Origin of the sequence: Pseudomonas sp. PNPG3, from assembly GCF_023093815.1 — a bacterium.
Classification (GTDB): Bacteria; Pseudomonadota; Gammaproteobacteria; order Pseudomonadales; family Pseudomonadaceae; genus Aquipseudomonas; species Aquipseudomonas asiatica.
On record NZ_JALLKV010000083.1, the window covers coordinates 1 to 17700 of the forward strand.

At 62.0% G+C, this 17700-nt stretch carries 15 protein-coding genes and 1 pseudogene; 6 read left to right on the forward strand and 10 right to left on the reverse strand.

Going from position 1 to position 17700, the window contains the following annotated elements:
* Positions 1 to 49: 49 nt before the first annotated feature.
* From MJ643_RS28845 to MJ643_RS28875, 7 genes and pseudogenes are all read right to left on the reverse strand, one after another.
* A complete protein-coding gene (locus MJ643_RS28845) occupies positions 50 to 1297 on the reverse strand; it encodes a recombinase family protein (RefSeq protein WP_247727190.1) in 1248 nt (415 codons plus the stop codon).
* 58 nt (positions 1298 to 1355) lie between these two features.
* Positions 1356 to 3542 (reverse strand): annotated as a pseudogene (locus MJ643_RS28850) (transporter substrate-binding domain-containing protein); the annotation flags it as partial.
* Between the two features lie 8 nt (positions 3543 to 3550).
* Positions 3551 to 4168, reverse strand: a complete 618-nt coding sequence (locus MJ643_RS28855; RefSeq protein ID WP_024086568.1) for a response regulator transcription factor — start codon at positions 4166 to 4168, stop codon at positions 3551 to 3553.
* Positions 4169 to 4451: 283 nt separating this feature from the next.
* Positions 4452 to 5783 carry a deoxyguanosinetriphosphate triphosphohydrolase gene (locus tag MJ643_RS28860; protein WP_013971681.1) on the reverse strand — a complete coding sequence of 444 codons (1332 nt, stop codon included), beginning with the start codon at positions 5781 to 5783 and terminating at the stop codon, positions 4452 to 4454.
* A 189-nt stretch (positions 5784 to 5972) separates the two neighbouring features.
* Positions 5973 to 6302 (reverse strand): hypothetical protein, encoded by a 330-nt coding sequence (locus MJ643_RS28865; RefSeq protein ID WP_013971682.1) that lies wholly within the window; start codon positions 6300 to 6302, stop codon positions 5973 to 5975.
* Positions 6299 to 6673, reverse strand: coding sequence for a phage holin family protein (locus MJ643_RS28870; protein ID WP_013971683.1), 375 nt, complete (start codon positions 6671 to 6673; stop codon positions 6299 to 6301). The genes MJ643_RS28865 and MJ643_RS28870 overlap by 4 nt, the downstream gene beginning before the upstream one ends.
* A gap of 9 nt (positions 6674 to 6682) precedes the next feature.
* Complete coding sequence (locus MJ643_RS28875) at positions 6683 to 6997, reverse strand: YqjD family protein (RefSeq protein ID WP_013971684.1); 315 nt, start codon at positions 6995 to 6997, stop codon at positions 6683 to 6685.
* A gap of 313 nt (positions 6998 to 7310) precedes the next feature.
* Between MJ643_RS28875 and MJ643_RS28880 the strand changes: the two genes are divergently transcribed.
* The 5 genes from MJ643_RS28880 to MJ643_RS28900 all read left to right on the forward strand — a co-directional run bounded on the left by MJ643_RS28880 (position 7311) and on the right by MJ643_RS28900 (position 10679).
* Entirely contained in the window at positions 7311 to 8519 is a 1209-nt protein-coding gene (locus MJ643_RS28880) for an ammonium transporter (RefSeq protein WP_015269506.1), read from the forward strand.
* A 70-nt stretch (positions 8520 to 8589) separates the two neighbouring features.
* Entirely contained in the window at positions 8590 to 8829 is a 240-nt protein-coding gene (locus MJ643_RS28885; protein ID WP_004376101.1) for a glutaredoxin family protein, read from the forward strand.
* 108 nt (positions 8830 to 8937) lie between these two features.
* Positions 8938 to 9369 carry a D-Ala-D-Ala carboxypeptidase family metallohydrolase gene (locus MJ643_RS28890; protein WP_047595269.1) on the forward strand — a complete coding sequence of 144 codons (432 nt, stop codon included), beginning with the start codon at positions 8938 to 8940 and terminating at the stop codon, positions 9367 to 9369.
* Positions 9370 to 9434: 65 nt separating this feature from the next.
* Positions 9435 to 9743, forward strand: coding sequence for a hypothetical protein (locus MJ643_RS28895; protein ID WP_004376097.1), 309 nt, complete (start codon positions 9435 to 9437; stop codon positions 9741 to 9743).
* Positions 9744 to 9794: 51 nt separating this feature from the next.
* Positions 9795 to 10679: a pseudouridine synthase gene (locus MJ643_RS28900; RefSeq protein ID WP_196185073.1), complete on the forward strand. Its 885-nt coding sequence runs from the start codon at positions 9795 to 9797 to the stop codon at positions 10677 to 10679.
* 241 nt (positions 10680 to 10920) lie between these two features.
* Here MJ643_RS28900 and MJ643_RS28905 read toward each other — a convergent pair whose 3' ends face one another.
* From MJ643_RS28905 to acnA, 3 genes are all read right to left on the reverse strand, one after another.
* Complete coding sequence (locus tag MJ643_RS28905) at positions 10921 to 12486, reverse strand: PAS domain-containing methyl-accepting chemotaxis protein (protein ID WP_023661721.1); 1566 nt, start codon at positions 12484 to 12486, stop codon at positions 10921 to 10923.
* A gap of 199 nt (positions 12487 to 12685) precedes the next feature.
* Complete coding sequence (locus tag MJ643_RS28910) at positions 12686 to 13462, reverse strand: CPBP family intramembrane glutamic endopeptidase (protein WP_013971689.1); 777 nt, start codon at positions 13460 to 13462, stop codon at positions 12686 to 12688.
* A gap of 59 nt (positions 13463 to 13521) precedes the next feature.
* Positions 13522 to 16263, reverse strand: coding sequence for an aconitate hydratase AcnA (acnA, locus tag MJ643_RS28915; RefSeq protein ID WP_024086573.1), 2742 nt, complete (start codon positions 16261 to 16263; stop codon positions 13522 to 13524).
* 216 nt (positions 16264 to 16479) lie between these two features.
* Between acnA and rlmM the strand changes: the two genes are divergently transcribed.
* The gene (rlmM, locus tag MJ643_RS28920; RefSeq protein WP_013971691.1) at positions 16480 to 17544 is read left to right on the forward strand and encodes a 23S rRNA (cytidine(2498)-2'-O)-methyltransferase RlmM; all 1065 of its coding nucleotides are present in this window, start codon (positions 16480 to 16482) and stop codon (positions 17542 to 17544) included.
* Positions 17545 to 17700: the final 156 nt, after the last annotated feature.

Genomic DNA, 17700 nt, shown 5'->3' on the forward strand with positions numbered 1-17700 from the left:
GAAACGCTATTTCCTGAGCTTGGAGAGTGTCTAGGAAACCAGGGGCGATTCAAATGTCGAAATTGCTTGCTAATGATTTTTCCTGTTGAAGAATTTTTCCAGCTAGCTCTTGCTTTTCATTTTCCAGCGACTTAATGCCATTAGACTTTGGTATTATTCTGTGAAAAGGGATAAGAGATTGGTAGGCAAGGAATATTTCCTCTATTCGTGCATATCTATATCTGACGCCTTTTCCTGGTGATGCATACGTGCAGCGTCCAGCCAATGAGGCCGAGCACACCAAGTCAACATACTCTCTTTTTTGTGCGTGGTAACGGAAGCCCGAGCCACAGGCACAAAAAACAATCCCTCGTAAGATGTTTTTGAATTCTGCGACCTTCCGCCCTGCAAGTTTTGGGTCTTGTCGCTCACTCAATTTTGCGCCGACCCTATAAAACTCTGCCTCTGAAATTACTGCCGGATAATAGCCTTTAATCTCTTTTTTGACCTGAATCGGTTTACCTGATTCGTCCCACTCCATAGCGATAAAAGACCCGTAAATTGCGGGCTGTCGAAGAACCTTCCCAACAACGCTTTCAGTATATTTCTTGGGGAAGTTCATCTTGTTTAATTCTTGGGCGATTGCTCTTGCACCCATTTCAAAACAGAGTTCTGCGGCACGTTTCACGGCTTCTGCATGTTCGTTAAGGATGAATCCCTCATCAACATAGCTGATCCAGAAAGGGCATCGCCTTGTGATTATCTCGCCGCTTTCACCTTTCAATAAGTTTCGTGCCTTGGCGTCTGATATACGCTCTGACTTGTTACGACTCTCATCGTTTGCCCGTTCCAATATATTTTGGATTAGGCTTATATCGACACTGCTATCTCGCTTCCTACGGGAGTAGAGGCGGTTATCAAAGAGGGTGTAAATTGCACAATCGGCTTGGATGATTGAGATTATTAGTTCAAGGGCGTCATAGCCACCCATCCGGCTGATACGGTCGAATGACTCGACCAGCAGTAGGGCATTGGGAAGGATCTCTTTGGCTTTGATTCGCTCCACGAAGCGAGCCAACTGACCGGATTTCAGGTTCTTGCCCTTGAAGGCAGATACGCCCAAATCCTCGTAGTGCTCGACCTGCCTCGCCTGCGGGTATTGCTCAAAAAACCGGGTAAGCTGGTCTAATTGCCGTTTCTCGCCAAAGCCCAGCTTTTGGGCTTTGGATGAAAAACGGATGTAGCTGTAAACGTTGATGGTGTCGTCGCCCTGGAACACCTCCGCAAAGGCTCTGGGCAAGGGATTTGTGCTGGTCATGGATGCTCTCCACACCTATTGATAGAGGATGCTAGCATTTTCTACCAAAACCGCTTGTGATTGCATTCATCGGGGTGCGGATTTCGTGGCTGATGGTGGCCAGGAACGTGCTTTTGGCGCGGTTCGCATCATCGGCCTGCTGCTTGGCCTGGCGCAGCTCCATGACCAGATGGCGGCGCTCGCTGATGTCGATCCAGCCACCGATGATGCCCTGCACCTCACCCAGTGAGTCGCGGTACGGCAGAATCCAGTGGTAGATGGTCATCTCCCGGCCCTGGATCCGAAGTGGCCGGTCCATGATCAGCGGCGAGCCTTCGGCCATCACCTTCAGATAATCGGCGTGGATCTGCCGGGTCTGTTCGTAATCGGCGAACAGGCTCCCCTCCAGGTTTTTGCCGATGACCTCCTCGGAGCGGGCCTGCACGGCTTCCAGGTAGCTGTAGTTGCAGCTTTGCAGACGGCCCTCGCGATCACGCACGTACATCGGGTGGGGCGTGCCGTTGAGGAGGGCGCGCATGAACGCCAACTGGTCGTTCAGCGCCCGTTCGGCGCGTTGCCGCTGGCGAATCTGCAGGCGCAGGCGGGCATTCCACAACAAGGCCAGCAGCAACAGCACGGCGGTGCCCAGTACCACCTGTATCGCCAGCCGGCGGTAGCCGTGGTCGTTGCCATCCTCGTGCAGGCTGAAGCCGCGCCAACGGTTGTTGATGACCCCCAGTTCTTCCGGCGAGATGCTCAGCAGCGCCTTGTCGAGGATCGACACCAGCGCTTGTGACGGGGCGCTGGTGGCCATGGCGAAGGTGGCGGGTTCGCTGCCGACGGTGGCCCGGATGACCAGTTCGGGATTACCAGCCAGGGCGTGGTTGGCGTCGATCAAGGTGGTGATCACCGCATCGACGGCACCACTGTTGAGCAACGCCATGGAATAGAACGAGCTTTCGGTCTCGACCCAGCCGATTTGCGGATAGTGCCGCGACAGCATGGCGTCCATGGCACTGTAGCGGGTAATGGCGATGCGATGACCCTGCAGCTGTTCCAGCGAGGTGAAGGGTTGTTTGTCCTTGCGGCTGACCAGCACATAGGCGCTTTCCAGGTAGGGTTGGCTGATTTGCAGGTCGTCTTCGTTCATCCCGCCGCTGGCCAGTGCAGCAATGACATCGGCGCGGCCATCCTTGAGGCGGGCAATCATGTCGGCAAGGCCACTGGCGCGCTGCACTTCGAAACGCAAGCCGGTGCGCAGGCGAAGGAGCTCGAGCAGGTCGGCGGTGATGCCGCGAAAATGCCCCGAGCCGTCGAAATAGGAGACCGGTGCAGCGGTGTCATCGATTGCAACGCGCATCACCGGGTGGTCTTTCAGCCATTGTTCTTCGGTGTCGGTCAGTTGCAGCTTGCGGTCGGTCAGCAGCAGGTCGCTACCAGCGCTCCAGCGCTTGAAGATGCTGGCGCGTATGGCCGAGGTCTGTCTGTCCAGGGTGGCGTTCACCAGATCCATCAGGACCCGGTCCTCGCGGCGCAGGGCAAAACCGAAGCCGATGGCCTCGTGCTTGCCGAAACTGGCCATGCGCAGGCGCGGCAGGTGGCCGCGATTGAGTTGGTAGTGGGTGGAAATGGTATCACCGATGAACACGTCGGCCTGGCCGAACGCCACGGCACTCAGGGCCTGGCTGGACGAGCCGAAGGCCAGAAGCTCGGCCTTGGGGTAGGCGCTGTTCACCTCCTGGCGGGGCAGGTAATGGTAGAGCATGCCCAGGCGCATGCCGCCCAGGCCCGTGTCCAGCGCCCGGCTTTCGTCCTCGCGCGTTACCAGCACCGGTTGGTCGATGGCATAGGGGGCCGACAGGGCCAGGCCATCGCTGGCCGCTTCGTAGCCGTTGGAGCTGCCAAGGAGGTCGATATCGCCCTGCCGGAGCGCCTCGACCGCCGCTTGCCGGCTGGAAAAGCGCAGCACCCGCACGGGCAACTGCAGGGCCTTGCCGATCAGGCTTGCGTACTCGGCGGTAAGGCCCTGGTAGTCGCGGCCCCCACTGGTGATGTCGAACGGCGGGTAGTCTGGTGCCGAGGTACCCAGCACCAGTTCCTGACGGCCTTCGAGCCATTGCCGTTGTTCGTCCGTGAGCGCTGGTAATGCCGGCCTGGCCGATGAGCGTGCCAGCAAGGTATAGGATGAAGCTTCGTGATGGGTAGCCTGTGCCACGCCGCTGAACAGGAGCAGGGTGAGCAGTAGGCGAGCGATACTGTGCGCCATGACTACCCTCAGACCAGCGCGTTGCGTTTGGCCATTTCAATCAGATCGACCAGCGTATTGACCTGAAGTTTGTGCATGAGGCGCTTCTTGTAGGTACTGACGGTCTTGCTGCTGAGGAACATGCCCTTGGCAATTTCCTTGTTGCTGCGGCCCTGGGCGAATAGTTGAAGCACCATCAGTTCGCGGTCATTAACCTGACGGAAAAGTTGCAGGTCGGCATCTATCGCCTGGTTATGCTTGATTGCCTGGCTGGGGAAATAGTTGTAACCAGCCAGCACGGCCTTTACTGCACTGAGCAGTTCGCTCAGGTCCTCCTGCTTGCACACATAGCCTGCAGCACCCGAGTGCATGCAGCGTACGGCAAACAATGCGGGAGATTGCGCGGTCAGTACCAGTACCTTCACGGGCAAGGCCATGGCCTGGAACCGGGCAAGCACCTCCAGCCCGTCCAGTTTGGGGATGCTGATGTCGAGGATGACCAGGTCTGGGGCGGCTTCGCGAATCATCTGCATGGCGTCCACGCCGTTGTCCGACTCGCCGACAACCTTGTAATTCTGGTTTTCCAGCAACATACGAACGGCCAGGCGGATGACGGGATGGTCGTCGACGATAAATATGGAATGCATGTTCAACTTCCCTGCGGGCGATTGAGGGTGACAGGCGGCACCTTATCGCAGTTGAAAGTCATCGGGCATGCGAGGAAGGGCTATTAGCCCTATATGGGAAATGGCTTACAAGATAAAACAATTCGGGCTACGAAATAAGCGCGTTTAATTCATTGTCAAAGCGTGATTGGTAACTTTTCATTTACTTTTATTCGTGCCGTTTAACTTGCCGCCAGTATATGTAGGAAGTTTCCCACAATATGCGGTGCAGCTACGGGCGATGTCCGGGCTGCACCGGCAGGGCTCAGGTCGGGCTGGAGCGCCCGGTCATTTCCCGGGCCATTTCACTGGCATAGCTGTCGGTCATCCCCGCGATGAAGTCGATCATGCGTAGGAAGGCGCTGTGCAGCGAGCCGTGTGGGTCGGGGGCATTGTTGCCGATCAGGTCCAGTACCCGGCGGCTCTTGAACGACGGCGTGCGTCCGCCGTGCTGCTCGAGGGCGGCCCCGCAGAAGGTGTTCAGCAAGATTTCCAGCGTGGTGTAGGCGCCGATCTCGTGCAGGGTCTTGCGCTTGTCCTGGAAGATCTTGTTGCGTGCCATGTCCTTGGCCTGCAGCACGCAGCGCTTGGCCGGGCCGTGCATGTGTTCGACCAGGTCGCCCGCCAGCTGGCCGGCCAGCAAGGCTTGCTGCTGCTCGACGAAGGCGCGGGCGGCAGCGTTGGTCAGGTGCTCGATGGCCTTGCCGCGCAGGATCGCCAGCTTGCGCCGCCGGGAATCGCCAGGGCCGAGCTGACGGTAGGTTTCCGGCAGGTCATCGCCGACCAGATCGAGCAGCAGTGCTTCGACTTCGGCGTATTGCAGCAGCTCCATTTCCAGGCCGTCTTCCAGGTCGATCAGCGCGTAGCAGATGTCATCTGCAGCCTCCATCAGGTAGACCAGCGGGTGGCGCGCCCAGCGCTGGTGTTCCAGTTGCGGCAGGCCGAGCTTGCGGGCGATCTGCTCGAGCAGCGGCAGTTCGCTCTGGTAACTGCCGAACTTGTGCTTCTTGTAGCCCAGGGCGTCGGCGTGGCGTGCGCTCCACGGGTACTTCAGGTAAGTGCCGAGGGTGGCATAGGTCAGCCGAGTACCGCCGTCGAACTGGTGGTACTCCAGCTGGGTGAGTACGCGAAAGCCTTGGGCGTTACCTTCGAAGTTGAGGAAGTCGGCGCGCTCGTCGTCGCTCATGTCATCCAGCCAGCCACGCCCGGCGGCCTGCTGGAACCAGTGCCGGATGGCGTCTTCGCCAGAGTGGCCGAACGGTGGGTTGCCGATGTCATGGGCCAGGCAAGCCGACTGCACGATCATCCCCAGGTCGCTGGGGGCGCACCAGTCCGGCAGGCTGTCGCGCAGGGTTTCGCCGACGCGCATTCCCAGCGAGCGGCCGACGCAGCTGACTTCCAGCGAGTGGGTCAGGCGTGTATGGATATGGTCGTTGCTGGAAACCGGGTGCACCTGGGTCTTGCGCCCGAGGCGGCGGAAGGCACCGGAGAAGATGATGCGGTCGTGGTCCTTGTGGAAGGGGCTGCGCCCGAGTTCATCGGCGCTGTACAGGGCTTTGCCCAGGCGTTCGCGGGTGAGCAGGGTGTGCCAGTCCAAGGCGCGGTCTCCTGTGGATCGAGGGGTATAGCTTCCGGTGTCCGGAAGGGCAGCGCAAGAGGTAAGCCTGTAATGGCCCTATCGCCGGCAAGCCGGCTCCCACAGGGATTGCACATGGCTGGAGGCCGATGCGATCGAGGTGGGAGCCGGCTTGCCGGCGATAGGGCCGGTGCAGTCGACGGAAAACGCTCAGGGGCGGCGGCTGCCTTGCAGGTACAGGCGCAGCAGCGGCAGCAGGCTGGTGCCCAGGCGCAACAGCCGCGCCAGGTTGCCGCTGCGCACGCCCTTGCCGGTGAGGAAACCCAGCGCCACCACTGCGCCAATCCCCCAAAGCGGCGCATGCTTGATGCCCAGCCCGTCGTGCAACGAGCTGCCCATGCCGCGCACGCGGCGCAGTGGCTCAAGCAACTGCGCGGACTCGTGGCGGATTTCCTGGCGGTGCATTTCCATGCGCAGGCGCAGCAGCGCCTTGCGCAGTTCCCGCGGGTTTCGGGTGTTTGGCAGTTCTGGCAGGCTCATGGCAACAGGCGCTCCCGGTCCTTGGCAAGTTCCTCGAGGGTGGCGCCGAAGGGCGACGACTCGTCGAACACCGCGGCCTTCAGGCGCAAGCCGCAATACAGCGCGGCTATGCCGTAGAACACGCACAGGCCAATGATGCCGGCCAGGCGATAGCTATCCCACAGCAGCACCAGCAACAGCCCGGACAACGCCGTCAGCAGAAGCAGGGCGAATACCAGGGCGAGGCCGGCGAACAGCAGCAGGCTCAAGGTGCGGCCCTTCTGCTCCTGCAATTCGATGCCGAACAGTTCGATGTGGCTGTGCAGCAGTCCCAGGGCAGCCGCCCCCAGGCGCTTGCCCGAGGCGCTGGCGCCGTTGGCGTCGTTCTCCATGGAAACCCCTCAGCGCCGGTTGGCCAGCAGGCCGATCAACAGGCCGACGCCAGCGGCAATGCCGATCGCCTGCCACGGTTTTTCCTGCACGTACTGTTCGGCACTGCTCAATGCTGCCTGGCCGCGTTCCCGCACCGAGTCCTGGGTCAGTTGCAGGGTTTCGCGGGCCTGGGTCAGGCGGTCGTGGATCTGTTCACGCAACTCGTCAGCCTGGTCGCCTGCCAGGTTGGCAGTGTCGGCCAGCAGCTTCTCGGTGTCGCGGACCAGTGCCTGGAAGTCAGCCATCAATATCTCTTGTGCAGTCTTTGCCGATTTGCTGGCCATGGGTATCTCCCTGTCGATGAGTGTTGGTAGTTCGAGTGATAGCACGCGCGGAAGGTTCAAGTACCGGCGCTGGTATGGGCCTTGCTAAGGCTTTGCCACGTTGCGGGGCGCCCTGGTCAGGTATTGCGCCGATTCAGGGCGTCAGCGCAGCGGATACCGATAAACCTTAACTCAATCCACGACAAACCCAAGAAAAAACCAAGCAGGCTCCGCCCGGTTCACCGAAACGGGGCAGGGAGCTGGCACCGATTCGGTGCAGGGATGCAGGTTCTTGAACTGTCCTGGTGCCTTTTTCAGCAGGTCTGCCTATTTCATGGAAAACATGCACAGCGCGATGGACTCTCTGGTCCACGGTTCAAACACCCTGTTCATTCTCATGGGCGCCATCCTGGTGCTGGCCATGCATGCCGGCTTCGCGTTTCTCGAAGTGGGCACTGTACGCCACAAGAACCAGGTCAACGCCTTGTCGAAGATTCTCAGCGACTTCGCTATTTCGGCATTGGTGTACTTCTTCATCGGCTACTGGATCGCCTACGGGGTCAGCTTCTTCCAGCCGGCGGCAGCGTTGGCGGCCGACCATGGCTATGCGCTGGTCAAGTGCTTTTTCCTGCTGACCTTCGCTGCGGCGATCCCGGCAATCATCTCCGGGGGCATCGCGGAGCGGGCGCGATTTGTGCCGCAACTGTGTGCCACGGCGTTGATCGTAGCGTTCATCTATCCGTTCTTCGAGGGCGTGGTGTGGAACGGCAACCTGGGCGTTCAGGCCTGGTTGCAGGCACGCTTCGGCGCGCCGTTCCATGATTTTGCCGGCTCGGTGGTGGTGCATGCCATGGGCGGCTGGCTGGCGCTGGCGGCGGTGTTGCTGCTGGGCGCGCGCCGTGGGCGCTACCGCGATGGCCGGTTGGTGGCTTTTGCCCCTTCGAGCATTCCCTTTCTGGCATTGGGGTCGTGGATCCTGATCATCGGCTGGTTTGGCTTCAACGTCATGAGTGCCCAGACCCTGCAAGGTGTCAGCGGCCTGGTGGCGATCAACTCGCTGATGGCCATGGTCGGTGGCACCCTGTCGGCCTTGCTGGCCGGGCGTAACGACCCGGGCTTCCTGCATAACGGGCCGCTGGCCGGGCTGGTAGCGGTTTGTGCCGGTTCCGACCTGATGCACCCGATTGGTGCGCTGGCCACCGGCCTGGTGGCGGGTGCGCTGTTCGTCTGGACCTTCACCGCGGCGCAGAACCGCTGGAAGATCGACGATGTGCTGGGTGTGTGGCCATTGCATGGCCTGTGCGGCGTATGGGGTGGCATGGCCTGCGGCATCTTCGGCCAGGAGGTGCTGGGTGGCATGGGCGGTGTCAGCCTGGTCAGCCAATTGCTGGGCAGCCTGATGGGCGTGGTGGTGGCATTGGCCGGCGGTTTTGCCGTGTATGGTGCAATCCGCGCGCTGCATGGGCTGCGCTTGAGCCATGAGCAGGAATTCCAGGGCGCGGACCTGTCGCTACACCGTATCGGCGCCACCAGCCAGGATTGAGCCAGGTCAGGTGCACTGTGGGCAGGACGGACCTAGAATAGGTTTCTCCCTGCCAAAGCGGACTTGCCCCATGCTGCCTGAATGCCAACTGTTCGGCACCCTCGGCTGCCACCTGTGTGAAGTGGCCGAGGCCGTGCTGATGCCCTTCGTCGATCATGGCCTGCTGGTGGAACTGGTCGACATTGCCGAGAACGAAACTCTGTTCGAACGCTATGGCCTGATCATTCCGGTGCTGCGCCGTTGTGACAACGGCGCCGAGCTGCACTGGCCGTTCGATGCCGAACAGGTGGTGGCGTTTCTCGCGCAGTAATTGCGCCAGGGGAGGTCTGTCCCTGCTCCATGCGGTGTGCAGCGTTGTGATGATCCGCTGCCGGCACGTTGAGGCCGGCATTCTTCACCGGTCATCAGGAATCCAGCCATGCGCATTACCCCCCATTTCACCCTCGATGAAATGACTGTTTCGCAGCTCGCCGCCAGGGAAGGGCTCGACAACAATCCTCCAGCCGAGGCGCGTGCCAACCTGCAGTTGCTGTGCAATGCACTGGAGCAGGTGCGCGCGCTGTTCGGCGCACCGGTCATTGTCAGCAGCGGCTATCGCAGCCCCGCAGTCAACCAGCGTATTGGCGGGACGCTGACGAGCAAGCATCTGCAGGGGCTGGCGGCTGATTTCACGGTGATTGAAGTGACCCCGCGCGAGGTTGTGCGTCGGGTCAGCGAAAGCACCATCCCCTTCGACCAACTGATCCTCGAATTCGATGACTGGGTGCACCTGGCCGTGTCGCGCGGCGCCCCTCGGCGCCAGGTGTTGACCATCCGCAAAGGCACCGGCTATCTGCCGGGCCTGCAATGAAGCGCATTGACGGCGGTAAGAGGATATTCGTATGCTGTATATAAATACAGTGTCGAGGTGAAGCCATGCTCAATGTCGAGCAACTCAAGTACAGCGTCAACCGCATGCCCGTCGAGCGGGTGGCCGACGCTGTTCTGGAACTGCGCCTCGAAGGCCTGGTGACCGATGACCGCACGCCGTTCGGCAAGGTCCACTTCAATACCTGCTTCGCCGAGATCGAGGCCCTGTTCCAGCGTGCCGGCTATCACCGCGGGCTGGATGTGGTGGGGTATCAGGGGTTGCTGTATGCCCTCTACGACCCTGGGCGCTGGGAGCCGGTGCAGGTATTGCGCTGGTTGAAGGAGCGCTGCGAGGCCATTGCCCAGGCTGGTTGAGGGCGCGGGCTTGGGGGATAATGCGCGGCCGTGAACGTTTCGAGCCCTGCCATGACCACGCCTTTCGACCCCGCCCGCCAGCAAGCCAGCACGGTGTGCCTGCCCCCCGGTAACTGGGCGACGGTGCTCGACTGCCTGTGTGACCATTTCAAGGCCATCGACCGCGCCCAGTGGCTTGACCGCTTTGCTCGTGGCCGGGTGCTTGATGCCGAAGGGCGGGCGGTTTCTGCTGAACTGCCTTACAAGCGCGGTATGCGTTTGCACTACTTCCGTGAGGTGCCGAACGAGCGGCCGATCCCGGTGCAGGAGACCGTACTGCATGTGGATGAGCACCTGGTGGTAGCCGACAAGCCGCATTTCCTGCCAGTGACGCCGACTGGCGAATACGTCGAACAGACCTTGCTGCGCCGCCTGATCCGCCGCCTGGGCAACCCGCACCTGGTGCCGTTGCACCGTATCGACCGGCATACCGCCGGGCTTGTGCTGTTTTCCGCCAACCCGCAGAGCCGTAGTGCCTACCAACGGCTGTTCCCCGAACGACGCATCGACAAGCGCTACCAGGCAATTGCGGCGGCCATGCCGCAGCACGATTTCCCGCTGGTGCACAAAAGCCGCCTGGTTCATGGCGAGCCGTTTTTCCGCATGCACGAGGTAGAGGGGGAGGCCAACAGCGAAACCCTGGCCGAAGTGCTGGAGAAGAATGGCGAGCTTTGGCGTTACGGGCTGTCGCCGGTAACTGGCAAGACCCATCAGTTGCGCATGCACATGGCAGCGCTGGGGGCGGGGATCTGCAATGACCCATTCTATCCGCAGCTTCTCAACGACGAGGACGACTACCAGCGGCCGCTGAAGTTGCTGGCGCAGAGCCTGCGCTTTGCAGACCCGCTGAGCGGGGAAGAACGCTACTTCGAGAGCTGTTTGCAACTGGATTGGTAATGCTCACGCGCTCGTTGCATGAGCAACTGTCGTGAATGCACTCTGAAGGCTTGCGCGGCCCCCTGTGGGAGCGGGTTCACCCGCGAAGAAGCCTGCGCGCTGGATGGCACCGGCTTCGCCGGTGTTCGCGGGTGAACCCGCTCCCACAGTGATCGCGCAATCTTTTGGATTTTGAGCAAGACAGTTACTCCCACAGGTACGGCGCAGGTATAAAGTGCATGCCGTACCTGTGGAAGCCGCCTTAGCGGTTGAACCGCTCCACCAGCGAGTACTGGGTACCCGCCGTACTGGTCAGCTCTTCGCTGAGCAGCGCCGAGTGCTGGGCCTGTTCGGCAGTCTGGTCGGCCAGGTCGGCGATGGTGCTGATGTTGCGGCTGATCTCGTCAGCCACTGCAGTCTGCTCTTCGGTCGCTGCAGCAATCTGGGTAGCCATGTCGGTGATGTTGGCCACCGCTTCACTGATACCCACCAGCGCCTCGTCGGCCTGCATCACACGGTCGACGCCTTCCTGCGCCTGGCGATGGCCGGTTTCCATGGTCAGTACGGCATTGCTGGCGGTTTGTTGCAGCTTGGCGATCAGGCCGTGGATCTGCCCGGTGGATTCGGCAGTGCGCTGGGCCAGCTGGCGCACTTCGTCGGCCACCACGGCAAAGCCTCGGCCCATTTCACCGGCACGTGCCGCTTCGATGGCCGCGTTCAGCGCCAGCAGGTTGGTCTGGTCGGCGATGCCCTTGATCACATCGACCACGCCACCAATCTCGTCGCTGTCCTTGGCCAGTTGCGTCACCGTCTGGCCGGTTTCGCCCACCGCCGCCGACAGGCGCTCGATGGCCTCGCGGGTTTCACCGGCAATCTGCCGGCCCTGGCTGGTCAGGCGGTTGGCTTCCTGGGTGGCATCGGCGGTGCGCTGCACGTGGTTGGCCACTTCCTGGGTGGTGGCGGCCATCTGGTTGACTGCAGCGGCAACCTGCTCGGTCTCCACCCGTTGGCGCTCCAGGCCCGAAGAGCTCTTGTGCGCAAGCGCGTCAGACTGGCGCGCCTGTTCGCTGAGGTGTTCGGCGCTGTCCTGCAGGCGGGTCAGGCAGGTTTTCATGCGCGCGTCCTGGCTGAGCATGGCCATTTCCAGGCGCGCCTGCACGCCCCGGCTGTCGGTGTACATCTGCGCGATCAGCGGGTCGGAGGTGGTTTGCTCGGCCAGGCGCAGCAGGCGCTTGAGGCCGCGCTGCTGCCAGCTCAGGCCCAGCAGGCCCAGCGGTACGGAAAGCCCGGCAGCCAGGGCGAAGCCCCAGGAATGGCCCAGCCAGTTGCCGATCAGGAAGCCCACCTGGCTGATCAGGATGAACGGCAACCAGTCCTGCAGCACCGGTAGCCACTTGTCCCGGCGCGGTACCGGCGGCTTGCCCTGGTTGATGCGCTGGTACAGCGCCTCGGCGCGGCGGACCTGCTCGGCGGTGGGCTTGACCCGCACCGATTCGAAGCCGACCACCTGGTTGTTGTCGAAGATCGGCGTGACATAGGCGTTGACCCAGTAATGGTCGCCGGACTTGCAGCGGTTCTTGACGATGCCCATCCACGGCTGGCCCTGCTTGAGGGTTTGCCACATGTGGGCAAACACCGCTGGCGGCACATCGGGGTGACGCACCAGGTTATGCGGGGCACCGGTCAGTTCTTCGCGGGTGAAACCACTGATCTCGACGAAGGCATCGTTGCAGTAAGTGATCACACCTTTGGCATTGGTGGTGGAGATCAACCGCTGCTGGGCAGGGAAAGTCCGTTCTCTCTGGGTAATCGGCTGGTTGTTACGCATGGGTTGATAGTCCGCAGGGCTTTCGACTGGTATCGGCAAGCCGCTGGTTTTATTGAATGAATAATTAATGTGCTTGACCTGTGGCAACAGGCCATCACTTCGATCTGGGTTAGCCAACGAGCACGTTCAAGTAATTTAGCGTCATTATTTCGTTTTTACTGCTGTTTAATGACGGATAAGTCGAATGATGACCGACTGGCTAGCCAAGAGCCAGCATCGGATAGCTGAACAGGGTGAAATGCACCAGGTTCAGGCCAAAATGGCAGAGCACCGCAGCCGCCACGCCGCCCCAGCGGTACGCCAGGCCGTAGCCGATACCGGCAAGGGTAGCCAGGTATACCCATTGCCAGCCGGCCCCCAGGTGGGCCAGGCCGAACAGCAAGGCGGCGGCGAACAATGCCAGCCCTTGGTGGCGCAGCAGCCGTTGCAGGCCGGCCTGGATGTAGCCGCGGAACAACAGTTCTTCGGTCAGGCTTACCAGCAGCAGGTTGTTCAGCAGCCAGAGCCAGGCTTGGTCGGGCCATTTCGGGGCCCAGGCCAGCATGCCCATTGCCCAGGCGCCGCCCAGGCAGGCAAGCAGTGTCAGGGGCAGGGCGTACAGCAGGCTGGTCGCCAGGCCCTGGCTGCGCCACAGGAACAGCCAAGGGCAGGCCAGCAGCAGCCAGGCGCCGATCAGGGGTTTGTCCAGGTTCAGGTACATCGTGAAGGGCAGGGCGCCAGGGCTGAGGGCAACGCCGTCGATGACCTTGGCAGCGTTGAAGCCGGGCAGCCAGTGCAATGCCAGGGCGATGGCCAAGAGGATGAACAACGTGTGGCCGAGAGCTTGTTGCCAGCGCTGGGGGCGGCGAGCGAGTAGGGCGCTGGCAAGCAGGGCGAGAAAGGTTGGCAGGGTGGTGATGCCGAGGTTGCCCTGGCTCAGGGCGAGGGTGTAGCCGAGTGCCAGGAGTAAAAGTGCGATCAGGTGGAAGCGAGGCACGAGTGGTCCTTCTCGTTGAACAATATTGGGGCTGCACAGCAGCCCCAAGCATACGCGCCTCAACCAGCAATCAGCTGCCGCAACACATAATGCAATATTCCCCCCGCCTTGAAGTACTCCACTTCATTCACGGTATCGATCCGGCACAGCACCTCGATCTGCTCGTGCTGCCCATCCTCGCGGGTGATGCGCAAGGGCAGGCTCATGCCCGGGCGGATCTGTGTACCGTTCAAGCCCAGTACATCGATCTTCTCCTTGCCGGTCAGTCCCAGTTGCTTGCGGTTGTGGCCGGCCTTGAATTGCAGCGGCAGTACGCCCATGCCTACCAGGTTGGAGCGGTGAATGCGCTCGAAGCTTTCCGCCAGTACCGCTTTGACCCCCAGCAGGTTGGTGCCTTTGGCGGCCCAGTCGCGGCTCGAGCCGGTGCCATATTCCTGGCCGGCGATCACCACCAGCGGCGTGCCTTCCTGCTGGTAGCGCATGGCCGCGTCGTAGATCGACAGCTTCTCGCCACTGGGCACGTGCAGGGTGTTGCCACCTTCTTCGCCCGCCAGCATTTCGTTGCGGATGCGGATGTTGGCGAAGGTGCCGCGCATCATCACTTCATGGTTGCCACGCCGTGAGCCGTAGGAGTTGAAGTCGTGGGGTTCCACGCCCTGCTCACGCAGGTAGCGCCCGGCCGGGCTGTCGGCCTTTATGTTGCCGGCCGGGGAAATGTGGTCGGTGGTCACCGAGTCACCCAGTAGTGCCAGGATCCGCGCACCCTGGATGTCGGTGACCTGCGGGGGTGGCCCGCCGATGTCGTCGAAGAACGGCGGATGCTGGATATAGGTAGAATCGGCCTGCCACACGTAGGTGGCCGCCTGCGGTACCTCAATGGCCTGCCACTGTGCATCGCCGGCGAACACTTCGGCGTATTCCTTGTGGAACATCGCCGTGTCTACCTTGGCCACGGCAGCGGCAATTTCCTGCTGGCTGGGCCAGATGTCACGCAGGTACACCGGTTGACCATCCTTGCCAGTGCCCAGAGGGTCGCGGGTCAGGTCCAGGCGTACGCTGCCGGCCAGGGCATAGGCCACCACCAGTGGCGGCGAGGCCAGCCAGTTGGTCTTGACCAGCGGATGCACACGGCCTTCGAAGTTGCGGTTACCCGACAACACAGAAGCCACCGTGAGGTCGGCGCTGCCGATGGCTTTTTCGATCGCTTCATCCAGCGGGCCGGAGTTGCCGATGCAGGTTGTGCAGCCATAGCCGACCAGATCGAACCCCAATTGGTCCAGATAGGTGGTTAGCCCGGCGGCCTTGAAGTAGTCGGTGACCACCTTGGAGCCCGGCGCCAGCGAACTCTTGACCCAGGGTTTGCGTTGCAGGCCTTTCTCCAGGGCCTTTTTCGCCACCAGCCCGGCGGCCATCATCACACTGGGGTTCGAGGTGTTGGTACACGAGGTGATCGCGGCAATCACCACGGCGCCATCGCGCAGGGTGTGGGTCTGGCCTTCATGGCTGTAGTCGATCTCCCCAGCCTGGTCGGCGTTGCCCACCGCCACGCCGCCGCCACCTTCGCTTTCCAGGCGGCTGACCTCTTTGGCCAGCGGTTTGGGTTGCAGTTCGATGAAGTGGTCGAAGGCCTGGCTGACCTGGCCCAGGGCTACCCGGTCCTGCGGCCGCTTGGGCCCGGCCAGGCTGGCCTCGACCTCTTGCATGTCCAGCGCCAGGCTGTCGCTGAACAGTGGCTCCTGGCCCGGCTGCCGCCACAAGCCCTGGGCTTTGCAGTACTGCTCAACCAATTGCACCGTCGCCTCGGGGCGGCCGGACAGGCGCAGGTAGTCCAGGGTCACTTGGTCGACGGGGAAGAAGCCGCAGGTGGCACCGTATTCCGGGGCCATGTTGGCGATGGTTGCCCGGTCGGCCAAGGGCAGCTCTGCCAGGCCGTCGCCATAGAACTCGACGAACTTGCCCACCACGCCCTTCTTGCGCAGCATCTGCGTCACCGTCAGCACCAGGTCGGTGGCGGTGATGCCTTCGCGCAGCTTGCCGGTCAGCTTGAAGCCGATCACTTCAGGGATCAGCATCGACACCGGCTGGCCGAGCATGGCTGCCTCCGCTTCGATCCCGCCCACGCCCCAGCCAAGCACGCCCAGGCCATTGATCATGGTGGTATGCGAATCGGTACCGACCAGGGTGTCGGGGAAGGCGTAGGTGCGGCCATCGGCCTCACGGGTCCAGACGGTGCGGCCGAGGTATTCGAGGTTGACCTGGTGGCAAATACCAGTACCCGGCGGTACCACGCGGAAGTTGTCAAAGGCGCTCTGGCCCCAGCGCAGGAAGGCATAGCGCTCGCCGTTGCGCTGCATTTCGATGTCGACGTTCTCGCTGAAGGCCTGCGGCGTGCCGTAGCGGTCGACCATCACCGAATGGTCGATCACCAGGTCCACGGGTGAAAGCGGGTTGATCCTCTGCGGGTCGCCGCCGGCCTTGGCCATGGCAGCGCGCATGGCGGCCAGGTCGACCACGGCCGGCACACCGGTAAAGTCCTGCATCAGCACCCGCGCCGGGCGGTACTGGATCTCGCGGTCGGAGCGTCGCTCGCCCAGCCATTGGGCGAGCGCGCGCAGGTCGTCGCCGGTGACAGTCTTGCCGTCCTCCCAGCGCAGCAGGTTTTCCAGCAGTACCTTCAGCGACATGGGCAGGCGCTGCAGGTCGCCCAGTTGGCGGGCGGCCTCGGTGAGGCTGAAGTAGTGGTAGGTCTGGTCGCCGACCTTGAGGGATTTGAGGGTATTCAGGCTATCGAGCGAGGGCATTGCCAACTCCTTCTGCGCCGGTGCCTGGCAAGATATGCCGGTGGCACCGCTGTGTATCGATCCGCACGGCACGGACCTGGCTGAAAGGTCAGGTTAGACCGCTTTGCGTCATCTGACCTTTTTCTGGACCGGCGGGGCGTGTCGCAGGTTCCGATCTTCCTTTATCATCGCCGCCCTGCCGGCGCCTGTGGCGCGCCAGCCGTAGTGGAGTGAGAAATGAATACCCTGTTCATGCATTGCCGGCCCGGTTTCGAGGGTGAGGTGTGCGCCGAAATCAGCGAACATGCCGCCCGCCTGGGCGTTGCCGGCTATGCCAAAGGCAAGCCGCAGAGTGCCAGTGCCGAGTTTGTCTGTAGCGAGGAGGGCGGTGCCGAGCGCTTGATGGGGGAACTGCGCTTCAACCAGCTGATTTTCCCGCGGCAGTGGGCTCGTGGCGGTTATGTCGAACTGCCGGAAAGCGACCGTATCAGTGTGCTGCTGGCGCATCTGGCCGGGTTCCCGGTGTTCGGCAGCCTGTGGCTGGAGGTGCTGGACAGTAACGAGGGCAAGGAACTGTCCACCTTCTGCCGCAAGTTCGAGGTGCCGCTGCGCAAGGCTTTGGAAAAGGCCGGCCGCCTGGTCGACGATGCCAGCCGCCCACGCCTGCTGCTCACCTTCATCAGCGGCCGCCGGGTATTTGCCGGTGTTGCCCCGGCCAACAACAGTGCACTGTGGCCCATGGGCATCCCGCGCCTGAAATTCCCCCGCGAGGCGCCCAGCCGCTCGACGCTCAAACTGGAAGAGGCCTGGCACCAGTTCATCCCGCGCGAGCAGTGGGAGCAGCGCCTGGGCGATGACATGACCGGTGTCGACCTAGGAGCCTCGCCGGGTGGCTGGACCTACCAGCTGGTGCGCCGGGGCATGCTGGTGACCGCCATCGACAACGGGCCGATGGCCGAGAGCCTGATGGACACCGGCTTGGTCCAGCACCTGATGGCCGATGGTTTCACCTGGCAACCGAAGCAGCCGGTGGACTGGATGGTGTGCGACATCGTCGAGAAACCGGCCCGTACCACCTCGCTGATCGAGACCTGGCTGGGCGAGGGGCTGTGCCGTGAAGCTGTGGTCAACCTGAAGCTGCCGATGAAGCAGCGCTATGCCGAGGTACGCCGGCTGCTCGACCGCATGGAGGCGACCTTCAAGGCGCGCAAGATCAAGGTGTCGATTGCTTGCAAGCAGCTGTATCACGACCGCGAGGAAGTGACCTGCCATCTGCGCCGGTTGGACTTGAAACCGCGCTAGCACAGCGAACCGCTTTGCTCTTGCTCTTGCTTCGGCTTTTGCTTCTAAGCGCGATAGTTCAGGCGCCGCCGATTGCGACTTCAGGAGGCCGAGCGAAGGGGCTGCGGAGGGAGGTGACGGGCATGGATGCCCGTCAAGCGCTGAGGCCCCATGGAT

Excerpts from the sequence above, each read along its gene's own strand:
- MJ643_RS28875 (WP_013971684.1), bottom strand. The coding sequence starts at position 6,997 with ATGGCCAGCAAATCGGCAAAGACTGCACAAGAGATATTGATGGCTGAC.
- MJ643_RS28895 (WP_004376097.1), top strand. The coding sequence starts at position 9,435 with ATGCTCAATGTCGAGCAACTCAAGTACAGCGTCAACCGCATGCCCGTC.
- MJ643_RS28885 (WP_004376101.1), top strand. The coding sequence starts at position 8,590 with ATGCTGCCTGAATGCCAACTGTTCGGCACCCTCGGCTGCCACCTGTGT.
- MJ643_RS28865 (WP_013971682.1), bottom strand. The coding sequence starts at position 6,302 with ATGAGCCTGCCAGAACTGCCAAACACCCGAAACCCGCGGGAACTGCGC.
- MJ643_RS28900 (WP_196185073.1), top strand. The coding sequence starts at position 9,795 with ATGACCACGCCTTTCGACCCCGCCCGCCAGCAAGCCAGCACGGTGTGC.
- MJ643_RS28870 (WP_013971683.1), bottom strand. The coding sequence starts at position 6,673 with ATGGAGAACGACGCCAACGGCGCCAGCGCCTCGGGCAAGCGCCTGGGG.
- MJ643_RS28880 (WP_015269506.1), top strand. The coding sequence starts at position 7,311 with ATGGAAAACATGCACAGCGCGATGGACTCTCTGGTCCACGGTTCAAAC.
- MJ643_RS28855 (WP_024086568.1), bottom strand. The coding sequence starts at position 4,168 with ATGCATTCCATATTTATCGTCGACGACCATCCCGTCATCCGCCTGGCC.
- MJ643_RS28845 (WP_247727190.1), bottom strand. The coding sequence starts at position 1,297 with ATGACCAGCACAAATCCCTTGCCCAGAGCCTTTGCGGAGGTGTTCCAG.
- MJ643_RS28905 (WP_023661721.1), bottom strand. The coding sequence starts at position 12,486 with ATGCGTAACAACCAGCCGATTACCCAGAGAGAACGGACTTTCCCTGCC.
- rlmM (WP_013971691.1), top strand. The coding sequence starts at position 16,480 with ATGAATACCCTGTTCATGCATTGCCGGCCCGGTTTCGAGGGTGAGGTG.
- MJ643_RS28890 (WP_047595269.1), top strand. The coding sequence starts at position 8,938 with ATGCGCATTACCCCCCATTTCACCCTCGATGAAATGACTGTTTCGCAG.
- acnA (WP_024086573.1), bottom strand. The coding sequence starts at position 16,263 with ATGCCCTCGCTCGATAGCCTGAATACCCTCAAATCCCTCAAGGTCGGC.